At 67.2% G+C, this 25,299-nt stretch carries 23 protein-coding genes, 1 tRNA gene and 1 pseudogene; 10 read left to right on the forward strand and 15 right to left on the reverse strand.

The genetic code is table 11. The annotated features are described in order from the left end of the window. Positions 1 to 161 precede the first annotated feature (161 nt). The 4 genes from AC10V3_RS16775 (at position 162) to AC10V3_RS16790 (ending at position 4,504) form a co-directional block, all read left to right on the forward strand. On the forward strand, positions 162 to 1,103 hold the full coding sequence (locus tag AC10V3_RS16775) for a CysB family HTH-type transcriptional regulator (protein WP_022536415.1): 942 nt from the start codon (positions 162 to 164) through the stop codon (positions 1,101 to 1,103). Positions 1,104 to 1,188: 85 nt separating this feature from the next. Continuing rightward, entirely contained in the window at positions 1,189 to 2,352 is a 1,164-nt protein-coding gene (locus AC10V3_RS16780) for a methyltransferase (RefSeq protein WP_490922625.1), read from the forward strand. 73 nt (positions 2,353 to 2,425) lie between these two features. Further along, the gene (locus tag AC10V3_RS16785) at positions 2,426 to 3,595 is read left to right on the forward strand and encodes an ABC transporter substrate-binding protein (RefSeq protein WP_454752390.1); all 1,170 of its coding nucleotides are present in this window, start codon (positions 2,426 to 2,428) and stop codon (positions 3,593 to 3,595) included. A 33-nt stretch (positions 3,596 to 3,628) separates the two neighbouring features. Next, complete coding sequence (locus tag AC10V3_RS16790) at positions 3,629 to 4,504, forward strand: NAD(P)-dependent oxidoreductase (protein ID WP_022536418.1); 876 nt, start codon at positions 3,629 to 3,631, stop codon at positions 4,502 to 4,504. An 11-nt stretch (positions 4,505 to 4,515) separates the two neighbouring features. Here AC10V3_RS16790 and AC10V3_RS16795 read toward each other — a convergent pair whose 3' ends face one another. Continuing rightward, positions 4,516 to 5,436, reverse strand: coding sequence for an alpha/beta hydrolase (locus AC10V3_RS16795; protein WP_490922627.1), 921 nt, complete (start codon positions 5,434 to 5,436; stop codon positions 4,516 to 4,518). A gap of 117 nt (positions 5,437 to 5,553) precedes the next feature. Between AC10V3_RS16795 and AC10V3_RS16800 the strand changes: the two genes are divergently transcribed. The 4 genes and pseudogenes from AC10V3_RS16800 to AC10V3_RS16815 all read left to right on the forward strand — a co-directional run. Next, complete coding sequence (locus AC10V3_RS16800) at positions 5,554 to 5,919, forward strand: HNH endonuclease family protein (RefSeq protein ID WP_490922629.1); 366 nt, start codon at positions 5,554 to 5,556, stop codon at positions 5,917 to 5,919. Between the two features lie 86 nt (positions 5,920 to 6,005). Continuing rightward, positions 6,006 to 6,090: transfer RNA gene (locus AC10V3_RS16805), tRNA-Leu, on the forward strand. A gap of 464 nt (positions 6,091 to 6,554) precedes the next feature. Beyond that, positions 6,555 to 7,298, forward strand: coding sequence for a metalloprotease LoiP (gene loiP / locus AC10V3_RS16810; RefSeq protein WP_022536437.1), 744 nt, complete (start codon positions 6,555 to 6,557; stop codon positions 7,296 to 7,298). Between the two features lie 131 nt (positions 7,299 to 7,429). Further along, positions 7,430 to 7,558: pseudogene (locus AC10V3_RS16815) on the forward strand (SMP-30/gluconolactonase/LRE family protein); the annotation flags it as partial. A gap of 29 nt (positions 7,559 to 7,587) precedes the next feature. Here the strand turns inward: AC10V3_RS16815 and hutG are convergent. The 11 genes from hutG to AC10V3_RS16870 form a co-directional block, all read right to left on the reverse strand. Beyond that, positions 7,588 to 8,403: an N-formylglutamate deformylase gene (gene hutG, locus AC10V3_RS16820; protein ID WP_490922630.1), complete on the reverse strand. Its 816-nt coding sequence runs from the start codon at positions 8,401 to 8,403 to the stop codon at positions 7,588 to 7,590. Positions 8,404 to 8,436: 33 nt separating this feature from the next. Beyond that, on the reverse strand, positions 8,437 to 9,843 hold the full coding sequence (locus AC10V3_RS16825; protein ID WP_349606275.1) for a formimidoylglutamate deiminase: 1,407 nt from the start codon (positions 9,841 to 9,843) through the stop codon (positions 8,437 to 8,439). Continuing rightward, positions 9,840 to 11,096 (reverse strand): imidazolonepropionase, encoded by a 1,257-nt coding sequence (gene hutI, locus AC10V3_RS16830; protein ID WP_490922631.1) that lies wholly within the window; start codon positions 11,094 to 11,096, stop codon positions 9,840 to 9,842. Before hutI ends, AC10V3_RS16825 begins: the two co-directional genes overlap by 4 nt. Beyond that, positions 11,093 to 11,695: a HutD/Ves family protein gene (locus tag AC10V3_RS16835; RefSeq protein ID WP_490922632.1), complete on the reverse strand. Its 603-nt coding sequence runs from the start codon at positions 11,693 to 11,695 to the stop codon at positions 11,093 to 11,095. Before AC10V3_RS16835 ends, hutI begins: the two co-directional genes overlap by 4 nt. Next, positions 11,692 to 13,392 (reverse strand): urocanate hydratase, encoded by a 1,701-nt coding sequence (hutU, locus tag AC10V3_RS16840; protein WP_490922634.1) that lies wholly within the window; start codon positions 13,390 to 13,392, stop codon positions 11,692 to 11,694. Before hutU ends, AC10V3_RS16835 begins: the two co-directional genes overlap by 4 nt. Positions 13,393 to 13,428: 36 nt before the next feature. Continuing rightward, complete coding sequence (gene hutH, locus AC10V3_RS16845; protein WP_490922636.1) at positions 13,429 to 15,018, reverse strand: histidine ammonia-lyase; 1,590 nt, start codon at positions 15,016 to 15,018, stop codon at positions 13,429 to 13,431. A gap of 63 nt (positions 15,019 to 15,081) precedes the next feature. Then, complete coding sequence (gene hutC, locus AC10V3_RS16850) at positions 15,082 to 15,840, reverse strand: histidine utilization transcriptional repressor HutC (protein WP_022536445.1); 759 nt, start codon at positions 15,838 to 15,840, stop codon at positions 15,082 to 15,084. 6 nt (positions 15,841 to 15,846) lie between these two features. Further along, positions 15,847 to 16,626, reverse strand: a complete 780-nt coding sequence (locus AC10V3_RS16855) for an ABC transporter ATP-binding protein (protein WP_022536446.1) — start codon at positions 16,624 to 16,626, stop codon at positions 15,847 to 15,849. Further along, on the reverse strand, positions 16,623 to 17,492 hold the full coding sequence (locus AC10V3_RS16860; RefSeq protein WP_349606278.1) for an ABC transporter permease: 870 nt from the start codon (positions 17,490 to 17,492) through the stop codon (positions 16,623 to 16,625). Before AC10V3_RS16860 ends, AC10V3_RS16855 begins: the two co-directional genes overlap by 4 nt. Before the next feature lie 27 nt (positions 17,493 to 17,519). Further along, positions 17,520 to 18,461, reverse strand: a complete 942-nt coding sequence (locus AC10V3_RS16865; protein ID WP_041681143.1) for an ABC transporter substrate-binding protein — start codon at positions 18,459 to 18,461, stop codon at positions 17,520 to 17,522. Positions 18,462 to 18,824: 363 nt separating this feature from the next. After that, on the reverse strand, positions 18,825 to 19,823 hold the full coding sequence (locus AC10V3_RS16870) for an NAD-dependent epimerase/dehydratase family protein (protein ID WP_490922639.1): 999 nt from the start codon (positions 19,821 to 19,823) through the stop codon (positions 18,825 to 18,827). Between the two features lie 9 nt (positions 19,824 to 19,832). On the opposite strand from AC10V3_RS16870, the gene AC10V3_RS16875 reads away from it, so the two are divergent. Continuing rightward, a complete protein-coding gene (locus tag AC10V3_RS16875; RefSeq protein WP_349606281.1) occupies positions 19,833 to 20,897 on the forward strand; it encodes a CDP-6-deoxy-delta-3,4-glucoseen reductase in 1,065 nt (354 codons plus the stop codon). Positions 20,898 to 21,204: 307 nt separating this feature from the next. Further along, positions 21,205 to 22,392: an acetylornithine transaminase gene (locus AC10V3_RS16880; protein WP_022536451.1), complete on the forward strand. Its 1,188-nt coding sequence runs from the start codon at positions 21,205 to 21,207 to the stop codon at positions 22,390 to 22,392. A gap of 225 nt (positions 22,393 to 22,617) precedes the next feature. Here AC10V3_RS16880 and AC10V3_RS16885 read toward each other — a convergent pair whose 3' ends face one another. Genes AC10V3_RS16885 through AC10V3_RS16895 form a run of 3 tightly spaced genes read right to left on the reverse strand, consistent with a single transcriptional unit; the run spans position 22,618 to position 25,299 of the window. Then, complete coding sequence (locus tag AC10V3_RS16885; RefSeq protein WP_022536452.1) at positions 22,618 to 23,334, reverse strand: ABC transporter ATP-binding protein; 717 nt, start codon at positions 23,332 to 23,334, stop codon at positions 22,618 to 22,620. A 17-nt stretch (positions 23,335 to 23,351) separates the two neighbouring features. Then, complete coding sequence (locus AC10V3_RS16890) at positions 23,352 to 24,128, reverse strand: ABC transporter ATP-binding protein (protein WP_022536453.1); 777 nt, start codon at positions 24,126 to 24,128, stop codon at positions 23,352 to 23,354. Between the two features lie 13 nt (positions 24,129 to 24,141). Continuing rightward, on the reverse strand, positions 24,142 to 25,299 hold the full coding sequence (locus tag AC10V3_RS16895; RefSeq protein WP_022536454.1) for an ABC transporter permease subunit: 1,158 nt from the start codon (positions 25,297 to 25,299) through the stop codon (positions 24,142 to 24,144).

Raw genomic sequence — 25,299 nt, forward strand, 5'->3', positions numbered from 1 at the left:
GACTCGGCTGGGCCTGGCCAGTGGGTCTCGCATCACAAAGTGGCTGCTGCGAGAGGACGCACTGAGGGCAGGCTGTTCATTAACAAAGTTCGAGAATCGTAATAAACTGGCCTCATACCTCAAACTAATAAGAAGTTGTTTGTTTATACGAACCTAGATATATGAACCTGCACCAGTTTCGCTTCGTGCGCGAAGCCGTCCGGCAGAACTACAACCTGACCGAGGCCGCAAAAGCGCTCTACACATCACAACCCGGTGTGTCCAAGGCCATCATCGAGCTGGAAGAAGAGCTGGGCGTCGATATCTTCACGCGCCACGGCAAGCGCATCCGCAGCCTGACCGAGCCTGGGCGGCGCATTCTCAGCTCCGTGGAGAAGATCCTGCAGGAGGTGGAAAGCCTGAAGCGCGTCGGCATGGACTATGCGGCACAGGACCAGGGCAACTTCACCATCGCCACCACCCACACGCAGGCCCGCTACGCACTGCCTCGGGTGATCGGCGAGTTCACCAAGCGCTACCCCAAGGTGCGGCTGTCGATCCAGCAGGGCAACCCGACGCAGATCGCCGACATGCTGCTGCACGACCAGGCCGATATCGGTATCGCCACGGAAGGCATCACCAACGATAAAAACCTGGTGTCGTTGCCGGGCTACCAGTGGACGCATATGGTGATTACGCCACCCGACCACCCGCTACTGGACAAGAAGCACCTGGCGATCGAGGACCTGATGGGCTACCCGCTGATCACCTACGACCCCAACTTCGCCGGGCGGCCCAAGATCGACAAGGCCTTCGAGCTGCGCCACCTGAAGCCCGACATCGTGCTGGAGGCGATTGACGCGGACGTGATCAAGACCTACGTGGAGATCGGCCTGGGCGTGGGCATCGTCGCCGGGGTCGCCTATGATGCGGAGCGCGACCGCAACCTGCGCGGGATCCCGGCCGGACACCTGTTCGGCAGCAATGTGACGCACCTGGCGGTCAAGCAGGGCGCCTACCTGCGCAGCTTTGTCTACACCTTCATCGAGCTGTTCTCGCCGACGCTGAACCGCAAGCTGGTCGAGCAGGCCATGTCCGGCGACCACGAAGCCTACGAACTCTGAGCGCGGCACGCTGCCGCCCTCTCTATATAAGAAGCAGACCAACCATGCATTGCATATCCATCACGCCGCACCGGCCGGAGGCCCTGTGAGCCCCGAGCGCGAACTGCCCCGGATCCACTGGACCGAAGACGGCGCCGAACGCAGCGCCGCCTGGCGCTCCGAAGCCGGCACCACGCCGCCGCGGCGCGTGGTGATCGCCGACGACACCACCAGCGCCGACACCGCCTACCGCCTGGCCTGCGAGGGCACCGCCCTGCTCTGGCGCGGCGACTTCCAGAACGCGCGCCAACTGCTGCAGGCAATGGCCCGCCGCACCGAACGCAAGCCCAAGAAGGCCAGCCGGCCCGGCCAGAAGGCCAAGGCCGCGGCGCCGCACTCACCCACCGAGGCCTTCCACCTGCACCGGCTGGCGCAGTCGCAGCGCGCCCGCACGCTGGGCATGCTGCTGCTGCCTTTCGAGGCCGACCACAGCGTACCGCTGCGCCGCGCGCCGGACGTGCGCGAGGCCTGCGAGCAGGTCTATGGCCCGGCCGACGAACCCTACGTTGCGTCGATGCGCGAGCTGCTCGGCATGATCGGCGCCTATGAATGGCGCAAGAAAGGCGTGGAGATCCCGGCGCTGGAAGACCGCATCCACCCCTGGTACGGCGTGTTCTCGCCGGTGCGCGGCGAGTATGTCGACCTGGTCGCGGCCGAGCCGCTTCCGGCGAAGACGCTGGCCTTCGACATCGGCACCGGCACCGGCGTGCTGGCCGCGGTGCTGGCCCGGCGCGGCGTGAAGCGCATCGTGGCGACCGACCAGGACCCGCGTGCGCTCGCCTGCGCCCGCGAGAACATCGACCGGCTCGGCTATGCCGGGCAGGTCGAGATCGTGCAGGCCGACCTGTTCCCCGAAGGCCGCGCGCCGCTGGTGGTGTGCAACCCGCCCTGGGTGCCGGCACGGCCCAGCTCGCCGGTCGAGCGCGCGGTCTACGATCCGGACAGCGCCATGCTGCGCGGCTTCCTGCAAGGGCTGGCCGAGCACCTGGAGCCGGACGGCGAAGGCTGGCTGCTGCTGTCGGACCTGTCCGAACACCTGGGCCTGCGTCCGCGCGAGGAACTGATGGGCTGGATCGAGGCAGCCGGGCTGAAGGTGCTGGGCCGCTCCGATATCCGCCCGCGCCACCCGCGCGCGAGCGACGCCATCGACCCGCTGCATGCGGCGCGTTCCGCCGAGGTGACCACGCTCTGGCGTCTGGGCGCGCGCTGACGCGCCCCGGGCGTGCCCCTCGGGCAGAGTTCGGCTATCCTTTCCCGTCACATATAAGAACGGAGGAGACAAGATGCCGAACCTGCCCCGCCTGCTGCCCGCCGCCGTGCTCACCGCCCTGCTCTGCGCCAGCGCCACCGCGCTGGCTGACATCCGCGTCGGCATCGACGTATCCACCACCGGGCCAGCGGCCTCGATCGGCATCCCCTCCAAGAACACCGTGCTGATGTGGCCGCAGACGCTGGGCGGCCAGAAGGCGCATTACGTGATCCTGGACGACGGCTCCGACCCGGCCGCGGCGGTGCGCAACGTGCGCAAGCTGATTTCCGAGGAAAAGGTCGACGTGATCGTCGGCCCCAACATCACGCCCACCGCCATCGCCGCGCTCGACGCCGTGTCCGAGGGCGAGACGCCGATGGTGGCGCTGGCGGCCTCGGCCGCCATCGTCGAGCCCCAGACCGACACCAAGCGCCGCTGGGCCTTCAAGATGCCGCAGAACGACTCGCACATGGCGACCGTGCTGACCGAGTACATGAGCAACCACGGCGTCAAGACCGTCGGCTTTATCGGCTTTGCCGACGCCTATGGCGAAAGCTGGTGGCGCGAGTTCTCGAAGCTGGCCGAGGTGCGCAAGATCAGGGTCGTTGCCAACGAGCGCTTCTCGCGCAACGACACCTCGGTGACCGGCCAGGTGCTCAAGCTGATGGCCGCCAACCCCGACGCGGTGCTGATCGCCGGCGCCGGCACGCCCTCGGTGCTGCCGCAGAAGACGCTGGGCGAGCGCGGCTACAAAGGCAAGGTCTACCAGACCCACGGCATCGCCACCTGGGACTTCCTGCGCATGGGCGGCAAGGACGTGGAAGGCACGCTGTTCCCGACCGGCCCGGTGGTGGTCGCGCGCCAGCTGCCCGAGAGCCACCCGGTGCGCAAGGTCGCGCTGGACTTCGTCAACCGCTACGAGGCCAAGTACGGCGCCGACAGCGTGACCCAGTTCGCCGGCGACGCCTGGGGCGCGTGGATGCTGCTCGACGATGCCACGCGCCGCGCGCTCAAGACGGGCGCCCAGCCCGGCACGCGCGAATTCCGCGCCGCCATGCGCGACGCGCTGGAATCCACCACCAACCTCACCATCCCCAATGGCGTGATGAACATGAACCCGAAGGACCACCAGGGCTTCGACCAGCGTTCACGCGTGATGGGGGTGATCCGCAACGGCAAGTTCGCCTATGCGGGCGAAAAGTAGCCCGCTGCCTCAAGCCTGAAAGGAAGCATTCGCATGACCACCACCCCCACCACCGTTGCCTTTATCGGCCTGGGCGCCATGGGCTCGCACATGGTCCGCCACCTGCTGGCGGCCGGCCATGCCGTGCGCGCCTTCGTGCGCCGCCCGGAGGCCGCCGAGGCCGCGCGCGCCATGGGTGCGGAACCGTACTTCACGCCGGCCGAAGCCGCGCGCGGCGCCAGCGTCGTCTTCACCAACGTGACCTCGTCCGAAGACGTGCGCGAAGTGCTGCTGGGCGAGCAAGGCGTGATCCACGGCGCCGCGCCCGGCACCATCTGCGTGGACCACAGCACCATCTCGCCGATCGTCACGCGCGAGATCGCGGCGGCGCTGGCCGCGCGGGGCATCGAGGCGCTGGACTGCCCGGTGTCGGGCGGCACCGCGGGCGCCGAGGCCGCCACGCTTACCATCATGGTCGGCGGCAAGCCCGAGATGCTGGAGCGCGTGCGCCCGCTGCTGCAACTGCTGGGCAAGACCATCACCCATATCGGCGACAACGGCGCCGGCCAGGTCGCCAAGCTGTGCAACCAGATCGCGCAGGTGGTCAATATCGAAGGCATCGCCGAAGCCATGCGCTTTGCCGCCGCACAGAACGTCGATACCGGCCGCGTGTTCGAGGCCATGGCGACCGGCATGGCGGGCAGCCGCATGCTCGACCTGATGGGCCCCAAGATGGTGGCGCGCAACTTCGCCGCCGGCATCGAGGCGCGCCTGCACGACAAGGACTTCGGGCTGGCGCGCGATATCGCCGAGGAAATCGGCCTGGACCTGCCGGCGATGCAGGCCACCTCGGCGCAATTGCGCATGCTGATGGCCAACGGCTGGGGCAAGGACGATACGTCGTCGCTGCTGCGCGTGCTCGAGGACTGACCGACCCTGCCCTAGCGGCCCATCAGGCGCAGTACCGCGCGCGTCAGCGTGCTGTCCGCCTCGCTGAAGCCGTCGAGCACATTGAAGTGGTGGCAGCCCGGCAGCACGATATCGCTCGCTGCCGGGTGCCCCACGTTGGCCGGCCACGCCGCGCGCATCAGCGCATGCTGGCGCTGGTACTCGTCCGCCTCCAGCTCGCCCACCGCAAGCGCCAGCGGCGCTGCGCCGGCCGGCGGCATGAACGCCGGCGACAGGCGCGCGACATCCTCTTCCGACAGCCGCAGGTCGCACTGCAGGAAGGCCGCGCGCCGCAGCGGCTCCATGTCGTACAGCCCGCTAACCGAGAGCCCGCCCTTGACCAGGTCGGCCGGCAGATCGGCGCCGAGCTCCGGCCAGCGCGCCGCCATCAGCATCGCCACCAGGTGGCCGCCGACGGAATGCCCGGCCACGAACAGCCGGTCCGGATCGTGCCCGAACTGGTCCGACTCGCGGTACAGCCAGGCAACGCTGTCCAGCACCTGCCGCACGATCTCCGGCACCGTCACGGACGGCACCAGCGAGTAGTTGACCACCGCCACCGCTACGCCCAGCGCCGGCAGCACGCTGGCGACAAAGCTGTGGTCGCGCTTGTCCAGCGCACGGAAATAGCCGCCGTGTACGAACACCAGCAGCGGCGGCAGCGATCCGTTCGCCCTCTGCGCCGGGAAATAGTCCAGCGTCTGGTCCTGCGGATGCCGTGCGCACGCGCCGGCATAGCTCAGGTCGGCGAGGAAGCCGCCGCGCTCGCGCACCTCGGCGGACCACTGCGCCCAGCGTGCCATATGCGCCGGGTTGTCCGGCACATTGGCGCGGTTGTTATATTCTCGGTCGTAGAACTCAGGATCCTGCGAGGGAAGGCTGGCAAGGCTCGCCAGCGAAGCTTGGTCGGTCATGGCGTTCGGTGCGTTGCGGTAGCTGGAAGGCCGGCGCCGATCGCATGACGTGCGCCGTGCCGGCGATCCTAACCGGATTTGCGTGCCGCAGGCCATCCGTGCCACTACCGTTTATCCATGGTCGTCAAACGCCACCTGCGCTCCGGCCGGGCCAGCCAGCTCGGCCCCCCGCCCCCATCCCCGGACAGTCCGGCCGCCACGCGCTGCCCCTTATGCGGCCGCGAACTGGTGCCGGGCCCCAGCACCGACCTGCACCATCCCGTCCCGCGCAGCCACGGCGGCCGCGAGGTCGTGCCGATGCACCGCGTCTGCCACCAGAAGATCCATTCCGTCTTCACCGAGGCCGAACTGGCGACCACCTTCCACGACTGGCACGCGCTGCGCCGCCACCCCGCCATGGCCGAGTTCATCCGCTGGATCGCCCGCAAGCCGCCCGAGTACTACGACCGCAACCGCACCGCCCGGGCCCGGCGCGGGCGTTGAACCAACCGGACGCCGGTTGTAGGGCGGGTGGATTTGCGGCATAATCGTCGGCTCAGCACGGCATCGGTTCCGATGCCAGACACCCTGCCCGGGTGGTGAAACAGGTAGACGCAGGGGACTCAAAATCCCCCGCCGCAAGGCGTGTCGGTTCGAGTCCGACCCCGGGCACCATCAAAAATCCTTTGCTTTGCATAATGCGCAATCGGCCTTGACCGAGACGCGTTCGTTGGCGAGGCGCAGCTAGCCAGAACTCCTGTTATCTGAGCAGTCTCATCCCGGCGACGTTCGCTGCCTTGGCATCAAACGTCGCCGTGTATTCGCACTGCGCTTCGTGGCACGTCTTCTCGATCAGGCAGTCCGCAAAATCGGCCGACGAACCAGCGTACAGCCGCAACGCCTTCCAGACTGTTTCCGCCGCCTCGATTACCAGTTCCTTCGTTCGCAGCAGCGTCTCGATGACCTGTGCGATTTCACAACACTTTCGGTGAGTTGAATCAGCAGCCCGATGTCCGGGCCTACAAATGCTTTGAGGGCCACTATTCGGAAGCCCGATGTCGGACGGCGTCCACTAGCGCACCCTCCTCCCGCTTCCTATCCTATGGCATTGCCCATTCCATTCTCCCCCGGAGCGAACCATGAAGCGACTCACCCTCTCCGCCCTAGCCTGCGCCACCCTGCTTGCCGGCTGCGCCGGTGCCAACGTGGAAAACCTCACCCAGGCCGGCGGCAGCCTCTTCACCGCCGCTACCTTGTCGGACGCCAACGTCAAGACGCTGTCCGACCAGTCATGCGCGGAGATGGATAAGAAGAACACCCTCGCGCCTGCGGACAGCACCTACACCAAGCGCCTGGCCACGGTGATGAGCGGGCTTGGCAATACCGGCCTGCCGCTCGACGCCAAGGTGTACATGACCAAGGACATCAATGCCTGGGCGATGGCCAATGGCTGCGTGCGGGTCTACAGCGGGCTGATGGATTTTTTGAGCGACGATGAAGTGCGCGGCGTGGTGGGCCATGAGATCGGGCACGTGGCGCTCGGCCATACCAAGGCAGCGATGCAGGTGGCCTATACCGCGGCCGCTGCGCGCGGGTTGCTCGGGTCGACCAGCATCGCTTCGCTGACTGCGCTATCGTCGTCGCAGATTGGGGACCTGGCCGAAAAGTTCGTCAATGCGCAATTCTCACAGCGCCAGGAAACCGCGGCCGATGACTATTCGTTCGACCTGCTGACGAAGAACGGCGCCAACCGGCAGGCGCTGGCGACGGCGTTCCGCAAGATGTCGACGCTCGACGGCGGGCAGTCGAGCATGCTCAGTTCGCACCCGGGCTCGCAGGAGCGTGCCAAGCATATCGAGGACCGCCTGGCCAGGCAGCGCTGAGCCGCGCTCTGCCTCTCCACGTCCCACTGCCCATCTCCTCCATCGGGGATGCCAAATCAGCCCTGTGCGCCGATGCGGCAAAAGCCAACAGCAAGCTGAGGCAGCTTACTGTTGGCTCGCACGGACTGGCACGGATGGCGCATATCCCGGTGCCGCAAAAAGTGGGCAACCTTACCTTCGGTGGCGTCGCGGGCAATGAATGGTTCATCGCCGCCAGCACCTCGCTCTACCGCCTGCGGCTTGGCCAGCAAGTCGCCTGAGCTTTGCCGCGGCTGGCAGAGCGCTGTGCTCAGCGGGACTCGACGAACTCCAGCACCGTCGCCAGCATGCCGCGCAACGCCGGCTGCAGTGCCGAGGCACGCGCCTCGTCATAGGCGAACGGATACACCTCGCTCATATACGCGCACTGCGACAGCTCGAGTTGCACCGCGTGCACGCCGGCCTGCGGCTTTCCATACTGGCGCGTAATGTAGCCGCCCTTGAAGCGGCCGTTCAGCACCGCGGTATGGCCCGGCACCGCGGCGGCCTGCTCCAGCAACTGGTTCGCCAGCATGGCATCGCAGCTGTCGCCGTTGGCCGTGCCGAGGTTGAAGTCCGGCAGCCTGCCTTCGAAGAAGCGCGGCAGCACCGAGCGAATCGAATGCGCGTCCCACAGCGCGATGGTGCCGTGTTCCGCTTTCAGTCGGGCCAGTTCCGCGGCCAGCGCCTCGTGGTACGGGCGCCAGATCGCGTCGCGGCGGGCGACGATCTCCGCATCGTCCGGGCCGTTGCAGCCGTCGGCGTACACCGGCGTCTTGTCGAAGGTATCGACCGGGCACAGGCCGGTGGTGTCCTGGCCGGGATACAGGTTGGCGTTATCGGGCGGCCGGTTCAGGTCGACCACGTAGCGCGAGTGCGTGGCGGCCAGCACCGATGCGCCCAGCTCGCGGGCAAAGTCGTAGAGACGTTCCAGGTGCCAGTCGGTATCGGGCACGGTGCGAGCTTCGGCGGTCAGCCGTTGCGAGACGGATGCCGGCAGGTGCGTGCCGACATGCGGCATCGATACCAGCAGCGGGCGCGTGCCACGGTGCAGGGTGAAGGCGGGGATATCGGTGGAGAAGGACATGGTCTTTGCGATGCGGTGGGCGAGCGCCCGGTTTCAGTCGGCCATCAGGCTGGCGCGGGCCGCGATGAAGAGCCGGCCCGCGTCCGCCTGCAGCGGATGCGCGCCATGCTGCACGCGGCTACGGCCGGCGGTGCGGACATCCGCTAGTGTCTCATGACCGTGATTGGCGAACACGTGGTTGGCGAGCGCCTGCGCGCCGTCGAGCCCGGCCAGCGCGGGATGCGCGCCGTCCAGCACGACGAAATCCGCCTGCTGTCCCATTGCCAGTCCGCTTATGGCGCGGCCGCTGGCGCGTGCGCCGCCGGCCACGGCTTCCAGATACAAACGGTCGGCCACCTGCGCATGTGTGTCGGAGGCCAGCACGTTGCGCCGCTGCAGACCTAACCGCTGGCCGTACTCGAACAGGCGCAGTTCCTCGGCCACGCTGACACTGGCGTGGCTGTCCGAGCCGATACCCCATGCGCCGTGCTGCGCGAGGTAAGGCGCGGCTTCGAACACGCCGTCGCCAAGGTTGGCCTCAGTGGTCGGGCAGATGCCGGCCACCGCGCCGCTGTGCGCGAGGCGCCGTCGTTCGTCCCAATCCATATGGGTGGCATGCACCAGGCACCAGCGCGCATCGACTTCAACATGGTCGAACAACCAGGTGACCGGGCGCGTGCCGGACCAGGCGATGCAATCGTCGACTTCGCGCTGCTGTTCGGCGATATGGATATGGATGGGCGCCTGCGGGTCGATGGCCTTCAGGCCCGCCAGCGCGTGCGCCAGGCTGCCTTCCGGCACCGCACGCAACGAATGCGGTGCCAGCCCGAGCCGTGCGCCGGACTGCGCGCATACGGGCGCGAGCCGTTCCAGCAGGCGCAGCATCGCGTCGGTGTCGTGCAGGAAACGGCGCTGCTCCGCCAGCGGCGGCTTGCCGCCAAAGCCGGCGGTCTGGTACAGCACCGGCAGCAGCGTCATGCCGATGCCGGTGCGCTGCGCCGCGCGCAGCAGGCGCAGCGACATCTCGGAGGCGTCGGCATAGGGCTTGCCGTCGGCATCGTGATGCACGTAGTGGAACTCGCACACGCTGGTGTAGCCGGCGCGCAGCATCTCGATATAGAGCTGCGTGGCGATCGCCTCCAGCGTATCTGGCGACAGACGTTGCGCAAAGCGGTACATCAGCGTGCGCCAGCTCCAGAACGAGTCGGCGCCGGCCGGGTCGTCGCCCTGCGGACGGCTGCGGTACTCAGTGAGGCCGGCAAAGCCGCGCTGGAAGGCGTGTGAATGCAGGTTGGGCATGCCGGGCAGCACCGGGCCGACCGCGCGCGGCAAGCCGGCCGCAGGCGTGGCGTCGGGCTGCACGGTGGTCAAGCGGCCCTGTTCGTCCCATGCCAGTAGCACATCGCGCGCCCAGCCGGACGGCAGAAGTGCATAAGGTGCGAGAAGTTGCGTAGCGCTCATGCCGATGCGCCTCCGTGCGCGTGATAGACGCGGCCCTGACGCACCACCGTCGCCACCGGGTTGCGGCCGAACCAGTAGGCCAGCTCAGCGGGCGAATCGATGCCCCACAGCGCGAAGTCGGCAACACGCCCCGCTTCAAGCTTGCCGTGCCGGTCGGCCGCGCCCAGCGCGCGCGCTGCGTGTACGGTCACGCCGGCCAGTGCTTCGGGCACGGTCAGGCGGAACAGCGTGCAGGCCATATTCATCATCAGCAGCAGCGACGTCACCGGCGACGTGCCCGGGTTGTGGTCGGTCGAGATCGCCATCGGCACGCCGTACTGGCGCAGCAGCGCGATCGGCGGCAGGTTGGTGTCGCGCAGGAAGTAGTAGGCGCCGGGCAGCAGCACCGCGACCGTGCCGGCCTCCGCCATCGCCACAACGCCGGCTTCATCGAGATGTTCGAGATGATCGGCGGACAAGGCGCGATGGCGCGCGGCCAGTGCGGCTGCGCCGAGGTTGCTCAGTTGCTCGGCATGCAGCTTGACGCGCAGCCCGTGGCGCGTGGCGGCATCGAAGACGCGTTCGGTCTGGGCGATCGAGAAGCCGATCGATTCGCAGAATGCATCGACCGCGTCGACCAGCCCCTCCTCTGCCAGAGCCGGCAGCATGGTGTTGCAGACCAGGTCGATGTAGTCGTCGGCACGGCCCGCGTACTCGGGCGGCAAGGCATGCGCGCCGAGGAAGGTGGTGTGGACAGAGACACCGAACTGCTCGCCCAGCCGCCGCGCCACGCGCAGCTGCTTGCGCTCGGCTTCGAGGCTCAGGCCGTAGCCCGACTTGATCTCGAGCGCGGTCACGCCCTCGGCCAGCAGCGGCTGCAGGCGCACGGCGGCCTGTGCGAACAGCGTGTCTTCGTCGGCGGCGCGGGTGGCGCGCACGGTGGAGACGATGCCACCGCCTGCGCGCGCAATTTCTTCGTAGCCGGCGCCCGCAAGGCGCATCGCGAATTCATCGGCGCGCTGGCCGCCGTAGACCAGGTGGGTATGGCAGTCGACCAGGCCGGGGGTGATCCAGGCCTCGTTGGCATCATGGCGCGGCAAGCCGCGGTACGCGTCCGGCATCTCGGCGGCAACGCCGAGCCACGCGACACGTCCCTGCTCGACAACCAGCGCGGCATCGCGGATCGCCTGCGCGGGGTCGGCATCCGGCAGCAGGTGGCAGTTGTGCCAGACGCCGTCTGCACTGGGGGCGGACGATACAGAGGTCAGCGTCATTGGCTCGGCTCCGTCTCAAGGGTGACGCAAAGGCACAGCGCTTCATCACCCACAGGTTCAAACGGTTGCGTCGATGCAGTCCCGGCGGCGCCATATAGCGCCCCTTCGCCTGCCTGCAGCGACAGATTGGCGTCCTGCGCCTGCCAGGCGCCGCTGACGGCAAACAGGCACACGGTATGGTCGCCGGTGCTGACCGCAAACCCCTGGCGGAAAGCTTCGACACGCGCACGGCACCTGCCACGGCGCGTCATCACATTGAAGTCGCGCGTCGCGCCATCGAGCAGCGCTGCCTGCAGGCCGGTGTCGCCGGAAAAGGCAAACGGCTCGCCCGGCTGCGCGAGCCGATGGCTGAAGCTGCCGTCATCGGCGGCAAGCGTCACGCCCGCGCCTTCGAGCAGCACGATCTGGCGGTCGATGCCCGGGAACGGCGAGAACGGGCCATCCGCTTCGATATCGGCCACGCTCAGCCGCCACACAAAGTCGTCCATGCCGGCGCCGTCCGGCCACACCGCGATCTCGCGCGTGTTGCCGCCGCCGTTCTTCCAGCGCGTTGGGGCGATCTCATCCAGCGCAAAGCGCTGTGGCAGGGTCGTGCTCATAAGCCCTTCACCATCGGCAGGTTGAGGCCCTTCTCGTGCGCGCATTCGATGGCCACTTCATAGCCCGCGTCCGCATGACGCATCACGCCGGTGGCCGGATCGTTCCACAGCACGCGTTCGATGCGCTTGGCAGCGGCGTCGGTGCCGTCGCACACGATCACAACGCCCGAATGCTGCGAGAAGCCCATGCCAACGCCGCCACCGTGATGCAGGCTGACCCACGTGGCACCGCCAGCGGTGTTCAGCAGCGCGTTCAGCAGCGGCCAGTCGGAAACCGCATCCGAGCCGTCGCGCATCGCTTCGGTCTCGCGGTTGGGCGAAGCCACCGAGCCGCAGTCCAGGTGGTCGCGGCCGATCACTACCGGCGCCTTCAGCTCACCGGACTTCACCATCTCGTTGAAGGCCAGGCCGGCGCGGTGGCGCTCGTCCAGCCCCACCCAGCAGATGCGCGCCGGCAGGCCCTGGAAGGCGATGCGGTCATGCGCCATGTCGAGCCAGCGGTGCAGGTGCTTGTCCTCGGGGAACAGCTCCTTCATCTTGGCGTCGGTCTTGTAGATATCCTCCGGGTCGCCCGACAGCGCCACCCAGCGGAACGGACCCTTGCCGCGGCAGAACAGCGGGCGGATATAGGCCGGCACGAAACCCGGGAAATCGAAGGCATTCTTCACGCCCTCGTCGAACGCGACCTGGCGAATGTTATTGCCGTAGTCGACCGTCGGCACGCCCATCTTCTGGAAGTCGAGCATGGCCTGCACGTGCTTGACGATCGACGGACGCGCTGCGGCTTCCACCGACTTGGGATCCTGCTTGCGCGCTTGCTCCCACTGCTCGACGGTCCAGCCTTCCGGCAGGTAGCCATTGACCAGGTCATGCGCAGAGGTCTGGTCGGTGACGATATCCGGGCGCATGCCGCCGGCCTGCGCGCGCTTGACTAGTTCAGGGACGATCTCGGCGGCGTTGCCGAGCAGGCCGACCGAGATCGCTTCCTTCTTCTGCGTGGCTTCGGCAATCATCGCCAGCGCTTCGTCAAGCGTGGTGGCCTTCTTGTCGACGTAGCGCGTGCGCAGGCGGAAGTCGATGCGCGACTCCTGGCATTCGATCGCCAGCACGCAGGCGCCGGCGAGCACACCCGCCAGCGGCTGCGCACCGCCCATGCCGCCCAGGCCCGCGGTCAGGATCCACTTGCCCGACAGGTCGCCGTTGTAGTGCTGGCGGCCGGCCTCGACAAAGGTCTCATAGGTGCCCTGCACGATGCCCTGCGTGCCGATGTAGATCCACGAGCCCGCGGTCATCTGGCCGTACATCATCAGGCCGGCGCGGTCCAGTTCGTTGAATTTGTCCCAGTTGGCCCAGTGCGGCACCAGGTTGGAGTTGGCGATCAGCACGCGCGGCGCGTCGGCATGCGTGCGGAACACGCCGACCGGCTTGCCCGACTGCACCAGCAGCGATTCGTCCTCGCCCAGGCGGCGCAAGCTGTCCAGGATCGCGTCGAAGCATTCCCAGTTGCGCGCGGCCTTGCCGATGCCGCCGTACACCACCAGGTCCTGCGGGCGCTCGGCCACGTCGGGATCGAGGTTGTTCTGGATCATGCGGTAGGCGGCTTCGATCAGCCAGTTCTTGCAGTGCAGCTGGCTGCCGCGCGGGGCACGGATTTCACGCTGGCCGCGCTGGATGAATTGGTTTTCGTTGGCGTTCATGTCTTGTTCTCCTGCTGCGTGTCTGCTCTTGCTGGGTCAGTTGCGGTCGCGTTCCGACAGGTTGGTCGGCAGGATCGCGCGCACGGCGTCGGGCCAGCCCGCACCGGCATCGCCCTGCACCACCCATTGCTTCATCGCTTCGATATCCGGCGCCAGGTAGCGGTCGCCTTCCACGAAGTCCACGCGCGCGCGGATGCGGGCCAGTTCGGTTTCCACCAGCGGCGACGACTTCAGCGGACGATGGAATTCGATGCCCTGTGCGGCCGCCATCGCTTCGATGCCGACCACCACCGCGGTATTGGCCGCCATCTCGCCCAGCCGGCGCGCACCGTAGGTAGCCATCGACACATGGTCTTCCTGGTTGGCCGACGTCGGCAGGCTGTCGACGCTGGACGGATGCGCCAGCGACTTGTTCTCGGAAGCCAGCGCGGCTGCGGTCACCTGCGCGATCATGAAGCCCGAGTTCAACCCGCCCTCGCGCACCAGGAACGGCGGCAGGCCCGACAGCCCGGTATCGAGCAGCAGCGCCAGCCGGCGCTCGGAAATCGCGCCGATCTCGGCGATCGCCAGCGCGATGATGTCGGCGGCAAACGCCACCGGCTCGGCGTGGAAATTGCCGCCGGAGACCACATCGCCCTGCTCCGGGAACACCAGCGGGTTGTCCGACGCGGCATTGGCCTCGATCTGCAGGATGCGCGCGGCGTGCTGCAGGTTGTCCAGGCACGCGCCCATCACCTGCGGCTGGCAGCGGATCGAGTACGGGTCCTGCACGCGGCCGCAGGCCTTGTGCGAATCGACGATCTCGCTGCCGTCGAGCATCGCGCGCACGGCGCCGGCCACGGCGATCTGGCCGGCCTGGCCGCGGGCTTCATGGATACGGGCATCGAACGGCTTGACCGAGCCCTTGATCGCTTCCAGCGACAGCGCACCTGCCACCAGCCCGGCGGCAAACGCGTCTTCGGCGCCGAACAGGCCGGCCAGCGCCAGTGCGGTCGACACCTGGGTGCCGTTGAGCAATGCCAGGCCTTCCTTCGGGCCAAGTTCAAATGCTTTCAGGCCGGCATGGGCCAGGCCCTCTGCAGCCGGCACGCGCTTGCCGTCGACCAGCACATCGCCCACGCCGATCAGCGTGCACGACATATGCGCCAGCGGAGCCAGGTCGCCGGAGGCGCCCACCGAGCCCTTGGCCGGGATGCACGGCGTCACGCCGTGGTTCACCAGCGCCAGCAGCGCCTCGATCAGTTCCGGCCGCACGCCCGAGTGGCCGCGCGCCAGGCTGACCGCCTTGGTCGCCAGGATCAGGCGCACGGTGTCCTCGGCCAGGTCGGGGCCTGTGCCGACGCTGTGCGACAGCACCAGGTTGCGCTGCAGCTGGGCCAGCTTGTCGTGCGGGATGCGGCTCTGCGCCAGCTTGCCGAAGCCGGTGTTGATGCCGTAGACCACGGCGTCGGCGTCGATGATGTCCTGCACCGTGGCCTGCGCGGCGCGCACGCCCGCCCAGGCGGATTCGGCCATCTCCAGGCGCACTTCGCCACGGTAGATGCGGCGCAGGTCGGCCAGGGTGACATGGCCCGGCTGCAGGGTCAGCAGCGGGCGGGAAGCTTGGTCGTGTTGGCTGGCGCTCATTTGTATGTTCCTGTCTATACAGCTTAAGGTAAAAATTGAACCATGGGCTGATCCGTCGGGGAATCAGCCGAAAGCGGGATTGCCGTCGGCGCGGAAGCGGCTGCCGAGGCGGTAGCGGTTGCCCGGATGCAGGCACCGCACGAAAGTCACCGGCACGCCGTTGGTCCAGGTGCGGCGCGTCAGCATCAGGCAAGGTTGCGTGGGCGGCATTTCCAGTTGCGCGGCCTGCTCGGGGGTGGCGGCGATCGCATCGACCACATGCTCTACCTGATCGTAGGGCACATGGCGCAACAGGTACTCGCCGGGCTGGGTCTGGCTGAAATCCTGGCCGATAAAGTCCGGCGCCACGCGCGGATTGACGTAGCGGTCTTCCAGCTGCACCGGTACGCCGTCCTCGCGATGCACGCAGACGGAGTGGTACACCGATTCGCCGGTGCGCAGCTCCAGCGCGGCGGCCACCTCGATCGACGCCGAGACGCGCTCCACCAGGATCACGTCGCAGGCATAGTCATGCCCGCGCATGCGGATCTCGTCCTGCAGGTTGACCACGCTCAGCAGCGTGGACTGCGGCTTGTGCTCGGCGACGAAGGTGCCCACGCCGGCCACGCGCACCACCCGGCCCTGCTCCGACAGCTCGCGCAGTGCCCGGTTGACGGTCATGCGCGAGACGCCGAAGCGGTTCACCAGCTCCTGCTCCGACGGCACCCGGTCGCCCGGCTGCCACGCGCCGCTCTGGATCTGGCGGGCGATGTACTCCTTGACCTGCTGGTAGAGCGCGGTGGGAGACGAAGGAGCGGAAGTAGGGCCTACTGCGTGGTTCATGTTGTTTCAGTGCTCGGCCGCGGCCATGGCCTCGGCGCGGATCTCTTCCGTCAGGCGCGCCTTGAGCGCGGAAAACTCGGGAGAGGTCTTGATCGTGTAATGGCGCGGATGCGGGAAATCCACCGCGATCTCGCTCTTGATCCGACCCGGCCTGGCGGAAAACACCGCCACCCGGTTGGCCATGAAGATGGCCTCGTCGATATCGTGGGTCACGAATAATACCGTCTTGCGCGAGGCTTCCCAGATGCCGAGCAGCAACTCCTGCATCAGCACGCGGGTCTGGTTGTCGAGCGCGCCGAAGGGCTCGTCGAGCAGCAGGATCTTGGGATCGTTGGCCAGCGCCCGCGCGATCGCGGTGCGCTGCTGCATGCCGCCAGAGAGCTGTTTCGGGTAGTGGTGCTCGAAGCCGCGCAGGCCGACGCGCTGCATGAAGAAGTCGCTGCGCTCCTTCTGCTCGGCCGCGCTCATGCCGCGCTCGCGCAGGCCGAAGCGCACGTTCTGCTCGATCGTCAGCCAGGGAAACAGCGTGTACGACTGGAACACCATGCCGCGGTCGGCGCCGGGGGCGGACACTGGCTGGCCGTCCAGCAGCACGCGGCCGCTGGAGGGGGTGTCGAGCCCCGCGACGATGCGCAGCAGCGTGGACTTGCCGCAGCCCGAAGGCCCGAGGATGGTGACAAAGTCGTTGTCGCGGACCTCGAAGTCGACCGGCTGCAGCGCCAGGGTCTGGCCACCGCGCGGGTTGGCGAAGGTGCGCGAGACCTGCTGGATGGACAGTGCGCTCATTGGATCGAACTCCACGGGAACAGGCGCTGGTTGGCGCGCTTGAAGACAAGGTCGGAGACCAGCCCGATGCAGCCGATCACGATGATGCCGAAGATAATCTGCCCGGTATTGAGCAGCGCCTGGCTGTCGGTGATCATGTGGCCGATGCCGGATGACGAGCCGATCAGCTCGGCCACGATCACGTAGGTCCAGGCCCAGCCCAGCACCAGCCGCAGGATCTCGGCGATCTCTGGCGCCGCCCCGGGGATCAGCACGCGCCGCACGATGCCGGCGCTGTTGGCGCCCAGCGTGTAGGCCGCCTCGACCAGGTCCTTGCGCGCGCCGCCGACGGCCACCGCCACCATCAGCACGATCTGGAAGAACGAGCCGATAAAGATCACCAGCAACTTCTGGGTCTCGCCGATGCCGGCCCACAGGATCAGCAGCGGGATAAAGGCCGACGCGGGCAGGTAGCGGCAGAACGACACGAAGGGCTCGAAGAACGCCTCGGCCGCCTTGTACGAGCCCATGAAGATGCCCAGCGGCACGGCCAGCACCGCGGCCAGCACGAAGCCGCCGACCACGCGCCAGACGGTCATGCCGATGTCGCCGATGAAGTTGTGCTCGGTGAAAAGGATGAAGCCCTCCTTGGCCATCGTCATCGGATCGGCCAGGAACGTGCGCGGCACAAAGCCGCCCAGCGTGACCGCGGCCCAGATGCCTAAGAACAGCACAAAGAAAGACAGGCCGAGGATCCAGCGCGTGTTCGGCGACACCGGGACCAGCGGGGCCAGCCACGGATGGCGCCGGCGCGCGGGCGCCTCGGCAGAGCCGCCGGCGGCCACCGCGGCCGCCGGGGCAGATGAACCAATTCGGGCTTGCGTCATGACGTCACGCCTCCTGGAAACTGCGGGTTACTTGAGGAAACGCGCGTCGTACAGCGTCGTCACGTCCGGCACCTGGCGGATCACGCCGATGTCGAGCAGCACCGCCGCCGCTTCCTTGCTGAAGCTGGCGAGCTCGCCGGAGAAGAACTTCTTGTTGGCCTCACGGTCCTGCCAACGCAGGTAGGCGGCCGACTTCGCGAACTGCTCGCCGGTCTGCTTGACCGCGGCGCCCATGATCTCGTTGGCCTTCTCGGGATCCTTGCGGATCATCTCCAGCGCCTCGAAGTAGCTGTCGACCAGCGCCTGCGCCGCCTTTGGGTTCTCCTTGAGCCACTTCGGCGCGCAGCCGAGCGTATCGGTCACCATCGGGTAGTCGAGCGTGGTCGCCAGGATCTTGCCCTTGTCCGGGTTCTGGCGCACCGTCGACAGGTACGGCTCATAGGTCATGGCGCCGTCGTTCTGGCCGGCCACGAAGGCCTGCGCGGCCGCCTGCGGCGACAGCGTGGTGGTCTTCACGTCCTTGAGCGTCATGCCGTTCTTCTTCAGCATCCAGGCCAGGCCGAAGTACGGCGCGGTACCCGGCGCATCGACACCGATGGTCTTGCCCTTCAGGTCGGCAAAGCTCTTCACGTCGGTGCGCACGGCCAGGCCGTCGGCACCGTAGGACTTGTCCAGCTGCACGATCTGGGTGATCGGCACGCCGTTGGCGTTCCAGGCCACGTGGGTCTCGACCGTGGTGGCCGCGCACTGGATCGCACCCGAGGCCAGCGCCAGGTGGCGGTCCTTCTGCGGGATCATCTTGATGTCGACTTCCACGCCGTTCTTCTTGAAGATGCCGGCCTTGTCGGCCAGCGTCAGCGGCGCGAAGCCGGTCCAGCCGCTCATGCCGAGCGTCACTTTGGTGGTCTGGGCGTGCGCGGTGCCGCCCGCGGCCACCACCGCGAACAGCATCGCGGCCCCAACTGCCATCCGACCGCGGATCCTGCTGTGAATGCGGCTCTGAATCCTCATCTGTACGCTCCTTTGGTGTGTCCGTCGACGGCAGGCCATACCTGTGGCCGCGCTCGTTTTCTGGCATTAAACAATACCTGTATATACAAGTCAATGTAGTACTTCCACCGAGTCAATCGATACAAAACCGCCTTGAAAGGCGCTTTATTTCGAGGATCCGTCAACGATGGTGGCACCACGTCGGTTCAGACGGACCGCCACCAGGCACCAGGCCGGGGCGATCCATGTGCCGCTGTATAGACAGGGACAAAGTGACGCAAGTGGACAGCAAGCCCCGTGCCAGCAGGAAGACCTTTCAGCAGGGCGCAGCCGCGGGCGCGGTCAGGCGTCGAAGAAGGAAGCGACGGTGGGATAGCGCAGCCGCAGGCGTAGCTCGCGTTTCAGGCGGCGATTGTCGAGCCGGCGCGATTCGCTCATAAAGCTCAGCAGCGTCGGCTCGATCACTTCACGCGCTTGCCCGCGCGTGATGCGGGGCGGGCGCGGCAGGCCACGGCGGTCGGCTACCAGGTCGAAGTAGTCGGCCATGCGCAGCTCGGTGTCGTCGCTGGCGTGGACCACGCGCTGCGGGCGGCCGCGGAACAGCGCGGCGACCATGGTGCGCGCCAGGTCGTCGGCGTGGATATGGCTGGTGTAGACGTCGTCCTGAGGCACCAGCGCCGGCGTGCCGCGTTGCAGCCGCGCCACCGGCAGGCGGTCCGCCGCATAGATACCGGGGATGCGGACGATGCTGGTGCGCCAGCCGGCGTCGCGGCCTAACGCGCGCACCGACTGCTCGGCGGCCACGCGGCGGCGCGCACGCGCGGTCTGGGGCCGCACGGCGTGGAATTCGGATACCCGCGCGCCCTGGCGGTCACCATAGACGCCGGAAGTGCTGGCGTAGACAAACGCAGCGCGGGGCGGGGCCCGGTCGGGTAGAATGGCGGGCTCGCCGGCAAGCGTGCCCGCAGGTTTCCTGGCCCGGCGCCAGGCCGTGCGGCGCAAGGCGGCGAGCAGTGCACGCGTGCGCGGATCGCCCTCGCCCTGCCCGGGCGGCGGCGCCAGGTCCAGCACCTGCGTGGCCAGCCCGCGCAGCCGCGCGAGCGTAGCGGGCCGGTCCAGGTCCGCCACCAGCGGCACCGCGCCGGCGGCGCGCAGTTCGGCGCGGCGCGCCGGCTGCGAGGTCACGGCAAACACGCGCATGCGCGACGACAGGATTCGCAGGCAGCGCGTCCCCACATCCCCGCAGCCAACGATCAACAGGCGCGGACGGCCCAGCCGGCGGCCAGGTGCCGGGAGAAGTGGGAGGCGCGAGGGCTGCAGCATCGACTGAATTTGGCTCATAGACCGATTATGGCTTATCAAGTAACCGTCATGCCCAGTGGCCACAAGTTCGAAGTGGCCGCGGACGAAACCATCCTTGGCGCGGCCCTGCGCCACAGCATCGGGCTGCCCTACGGCTGCAAGAACGGCGCCTGCGGCTCGTGCAAGGGCCGCGTGCTCGAAGGCACCATCGTCCAGGGCGACCACGCCCCGTCCGCGCTGACCGCGCAGGAAAGGACCGAGGGCCGAGCCCTGTTCTGCTGCGCCAACGCGGCCTCGGATGTCACCATCGAATGCCGCGAAGTCCACGGCGCAGGCGACATCCCCATCAAGAAGGTGCCGTGCCGCGTGACCACGCTGGAGCGCCTGGCCGACGACGTAATCTCGATTCGCCTGCAGCTGCCGGCAACCGAGCGCATGCAGTACCTGGCCGGCCAGTACGTGGAATTCCTGCTGCGCGACGGCAAGCGCCGCAGCTACTCGATCGCCACGCCGCCGCATGAAGACGGCCCGATCGAACTGCATATCCGCCATATGCCCGGGGGCGCCTTCACCGACTACGTGTTCGGTGCCAAGGAAGGCCAGCCGGCGATGAAGGAGCGCGACATCCTGCGCTTCGAAGGCCCGCTGGGCAGCTTCTTCCTGCGCGAGGAATCGAACGCACCGATCATCCTGCTGGCCTCCGGCACCGGCTTCGCGCCGATCAAGGCGATCGTCGAGCATATGGCCTACACCGGCATCGAGCGCCCGATGACCCTGTACTGGGGCGGCCGCCGGCCCAAGGATCTGTACATGCACGCGCTGTGCGAGCAGTGGGCGCGCGACCTGCCCAACTTCAAGTACGTGCCGGTGGTGTCCGACGCGCAGCCCGAAGACAACTGGCAGGGCCGCACCGGCTTTGTCCACCAGGCCGTGATCGCCGACCACCCGGACCTGTCGGGCCATGAAGTCTATGCCTGCGGCGCCCCGGTGATGGTCAACGCCGCGCGCACCGACTTCACCCGCCAGTGCAAGCTGCACGAGGACGCGTTCTTCGCCGACTCGTTCACCTCCGAGGCCGATATGCACCCGGCCGGCTCGGCCCCGGCGGCCTGAACGGCCAGCCGCCCTGCCCGTTCCGTCAGCGCAACAATGCCCGGGTCTGCCAAAATTCGTTTTGACACCCGGGCGCATGCGCCTTATATTTGGCCGCATGAACACGACCTTCAATCGACGCCGCAGCTTCCGTACGTCGCTCCCCAATGGGGTGCCACGCGGCTGACCGTCGACTGCGTCTGTTCAGGTCAACGAGCCACGGGCAAACCCCGTGGCTTTTTGTTTTGGTTTGCCCGTTTGTTTCCCGCTTTGTTTCGTCGTTCCCGCCCTCCCGTCCATCGTTTAAAGCCGACCCCTGGAGTCCGCCATGGCATTTGCTGAGTTTCCCGTCCAATCCCTGATGTACATCACCAACCGGCCCGAGCTCGTCTTCACCGAGGGCAAGGGATCCTGGCTGACGGATCACAACGGCAAGCGATACCTGGACTTCGTGCAAGGCTGGGCGGTGAACTGCCTGGGACATTCCAACCAGGGCATGATCGATGCGCTGGTGGCCCAGTCGCACAAGCTGATCAACCCGAGCCCGGCCTTCTTTAACGAGCCGATGCTCAAGCTCGCCAAACAGCTGACCGACAACAGCTGCTTCGACAAGGTCTTTTTCGCCAACAGCGGCGCCGAGGCCAACGAAGGCGCGATCAAGCTCGCGCGCAAATGGGGCCGCAAGCACAAGCACGGCGCCTTCGAGATCATCACCATGGACCACAGCTTCCATGGCCGCACGCTCGCCACCATGAGCGCGTCGGGCAAGGCCGGCTGGGACACCATCTTCGCGCCGCAGGTGCCGGGCTTCCCCAAGGCCGACCTCAACGACCTGGCTTCGGTGGAGAAGCTGATCACCGACAAGACCGTCGGCATCATGCTCGAGCCCGTGCAGGGCGAAGGTGGCGTGCTCCCCGCCACGCGCGAGTTCATGCAGGGCCTGCGCGCACTGGCCGACAAGCACAAGCTGCTGTTGATCGTCGATGAAGTGCAGACCGGGTGCGGGCGCTGCGGCACCCTGTTCGCCTACGAGCTGTCGGGCGTGGAGCCCGACATCATGACGCTGGGCAAGGGTATCGGCGGCGGCGTGCCGCTGTCGGCGCTGCTGTGCAAGGCCGAGGTCGCCAGCTTCGAGGCCGGCGACCAGGGCGGCACCTACAATGGCAACCCGCTGATGACCGCGGTGGGCAGCGCCGTGATCGAGCAGCTGACCGCGCCGGGGTTCCTCGACGACGTCACGGCCAAGGGCGAGTACCTGAGGGAACAACTGCTGGCGCTGTCGGCTGAATTCGGCCTGGGCGGTGAACGCGGCGAAGGCCTGCTGCGCGCGCTGATGCTGGGCAAGGACATCGGCCCGCAACTGGTGGAAGAAGCCCGCGACATGGCGCCGCAAGGCCTGCTCCTGAACGCGCCGCGCGCCAACCTGCTGCGCTTCATGCCGGCGCTGAACGTGACGCGCGAAGAGATCGACCAGATGATCGGCATGCTGCGCACGCTGCTGAAGAAGCTGGCCTGAGGCTGGTCATTCGCCAGACGGAAAAAAGCCTCGCTCGCGCGAGGCTTTTTTCTTCGTGGTGCCGCAGAGGAGTGAGGGAGAGAGCCAGCGCCGCAGATCCTGCGAACACCAGCCTGAGCAGGCGTTGCGCGGGGCCCCGCGGCAAGGGGAAAGGCCTTGCGCCTGCGTGCGCCTGCCCTCTCCCTCACCCCTCTTGCGGCGGGGTGGGAGGCGGCAGCGCGCGCTTTACTCGCCGAGGTACGCGGCCCGCACCTTGGGGTCGTCGAGCATCTGCTTGGCGTCCCCGCTCATGGTGATCAGGCCGGACTCCATCACGTAGCCGCGGTGCGCAGCCTGCAGCGCCAGGCGCGCGTTCTGCTCGACCAGCAGCACGGTCACGCCCTGCGACGAAATGTCGCGCACGACCTCGAAGATTTTCTCGACCATGATCGGCGACAGGCCCATCGAGGGCTCGTCCAGCAGCAGCAGCTTGGGCTGGCTCATCAGCGCGCGCGCCATCGCCAGCATTTGCTGCTCGCCGCCAGACATGGTGCCCGCAAGCTGGTTGGCGCGTTCCTTCAGGCGCGGGAAGATGCCGAACATGCGGTCGACGTCGGCCTTGATGCCGGCCTCGTCGTTGCGCGTGTAGGCGCCCATCTGCAGGTTCTCGGTGATGGTCATGCGCGCGAACACGCCGCGCCCTTCCGGCACCATCGCCATGCCCTGCTTGAGCAGCGCGTAGCTGGGCACGCCCTTGATCGACTTGCCCATGTATTCCACGTCGCCGCCGGCCCAGCCCTGCAGGCCGGTGATGGCCTTCATGGTGGTGGTCTTGCCGGCGCCGTTGGCGCCGATCAGCGTCACCAGCTCGCCATCCTTGATGTCGAGGTCGATACCCTTGACGGCCTGGATACCGCCGTAGGCGACCTTCAGGCCCGAGATCTTCAGTACTGTCTGTGTCATTGCTTGTCCTCCGGCCATCAGTGCGCCGATGCGCCGAGGTAGGCCTCGATCACGGCGGGGTTGTTCTGCACCTCGTGCGGCAGGCCCTGGGCAATCACCTTGCCGTAGTCCAGCACCGTCATGCGGCTGCACAGCCCCATCACCAGCTTCACATCGTGCTCGATCAGCAGGATGGTCTTGCCGTCGTTCTTGATCTTGTCGAGCAGCCCGCGCAGCTCGACCTTCTCGGTCGCGTTCATGCCCGCGGCCGGTTCGTCCAGCGCCAGCAGCTTGGGCTCGGTCGCCAGCGCACGGGCGATCTCCAGCCGGCGCTGGTGGCCGTACGACAGGTTGCGCGCGGTGAAGTTGGCGTACTTGCCGATGCCGACGTAGTCGAGCAGGTCGTGCGCCATGTCCTCGATGCCCTCTTCCTCGCGGCGCACCGAAGGCGGACGGAAGATCGCGCCGAACAGGCCGGCCTTGGTACGCGCGTGGCGCCCGACCATGACGTTCTCGAGCGCGGTCATCTCGCCGAACAGGCGGATGTTCTGGAACGTGCGCGCTATACCGGCCTTCGCCACTTCATGCACGGCGGTCGGCTGGTAGGCCTTGCCGCCCAGCACGAACTCGCCCGAGTCCGGCGTGTACAGCCCGGTGATCACGTTGAAGAAGGTGGTCTTGCCGGCGCCGTTGGGGCCGATCAGGCCATAGATCTCGCCCGGCTTGATCTGCAGGCCCACCTCGGACAGCGCCTGCAGGCCGCCGAAACGCTTGTTCACCCCCTGTACCGACAGGAGGAAATCGTTGTTGCTCATATTGTCCTCCTGGTCAGAAACGGCCCACGCTGCCCGCACGGCGCACCACCGGGCGGTCTTCCTTGCGTGGCGACGGCCAGATGCCCGCCGGGCGATACAGCATGACGCCAACCAGGGCCAGGCCGAACAGCAGCTGACGCAGCACTTCGGCATCGACGATCACGTGGCCGAACAGGCCGGTCTGCATCGGCTCGGCGACCACGCGCAGCAGCTCCTGGAAGCCCACCAGCAGGACGCCACCCAGGATCACGCCCGGGATATGGCCCATGCCGCCGAGCACCACGATGGCCAGCACGTAGATCGATTCCCACAGCGTGAATGATTCCGGCGACACGAAGCCCTGGAAGGCCCCGAACACCGCGCCCGAGGCACCGCCGAACGACGCGCCCATGGCAAAGGCCAGCAGCTTGATGTTGCGGGTGTTGACGCCCATCGCCTTGGCCGCGATCTCGTCTTCGCGGATGGCCACGAAGGCGCGGCCGATACGCGAGGTCTGCAGCCGCAGGCTCACGATCACGATCACGATGACCAGGAACACCAGCAGGTAGTAGTACATGAACACCGGCGAGAACTTCAGCCCGAAGATCTCGTGCGTCTTCGAGAAGTCGAAGCCGAAGATGTGGACCGGGTCCACCGCGGTGATGCCCTTGGGTCCGTTGGTGATGTTGAGCGGGCGGTCCAGGTTGTTCATGAAGATGCGGACGATCTCGCCGAAGCCCAGCGTCACGATGGCGAGGTAGTCTCCGCGCAGCTTCAGCGTTGGCGCCCCGAGCAGCACGCCGAAGGTGGCGGCTACCAGGATCGCGATCGGCAATACGAACCACATCGACAGGTGGATGCCGGTGGGGAACAGTTGCTGGATCCACTCGAACTGGTTCGCCAGGTGGGGCGAGCCCAGCAGCGCCATCAGGTAGGCGCCCACCGCATAGAACGCGATATAGCCCAGGTCAAGCAGGCCGGCAAAGCCCACCACGATATTCAGGCCCAGCGCCAGCATGATGTATAGCAGCGCAAAGTCCAGCACGCGGACCCAGTAGTTGCCGCCCAGGGTCTGGACCAAGAACGGTGCGCACAGGGCGATCACCAGGAAGCCAATCAGTGCGGCCAGGGTCTTGGCCGGCACCTTGGTGGGCGCCGCAACGGCTGCCGTGGATGGAATCGGAGTATTCAT

It is taken from the genome of Cupriavidus sp. PB-02 (assembly GCF_058252315.1).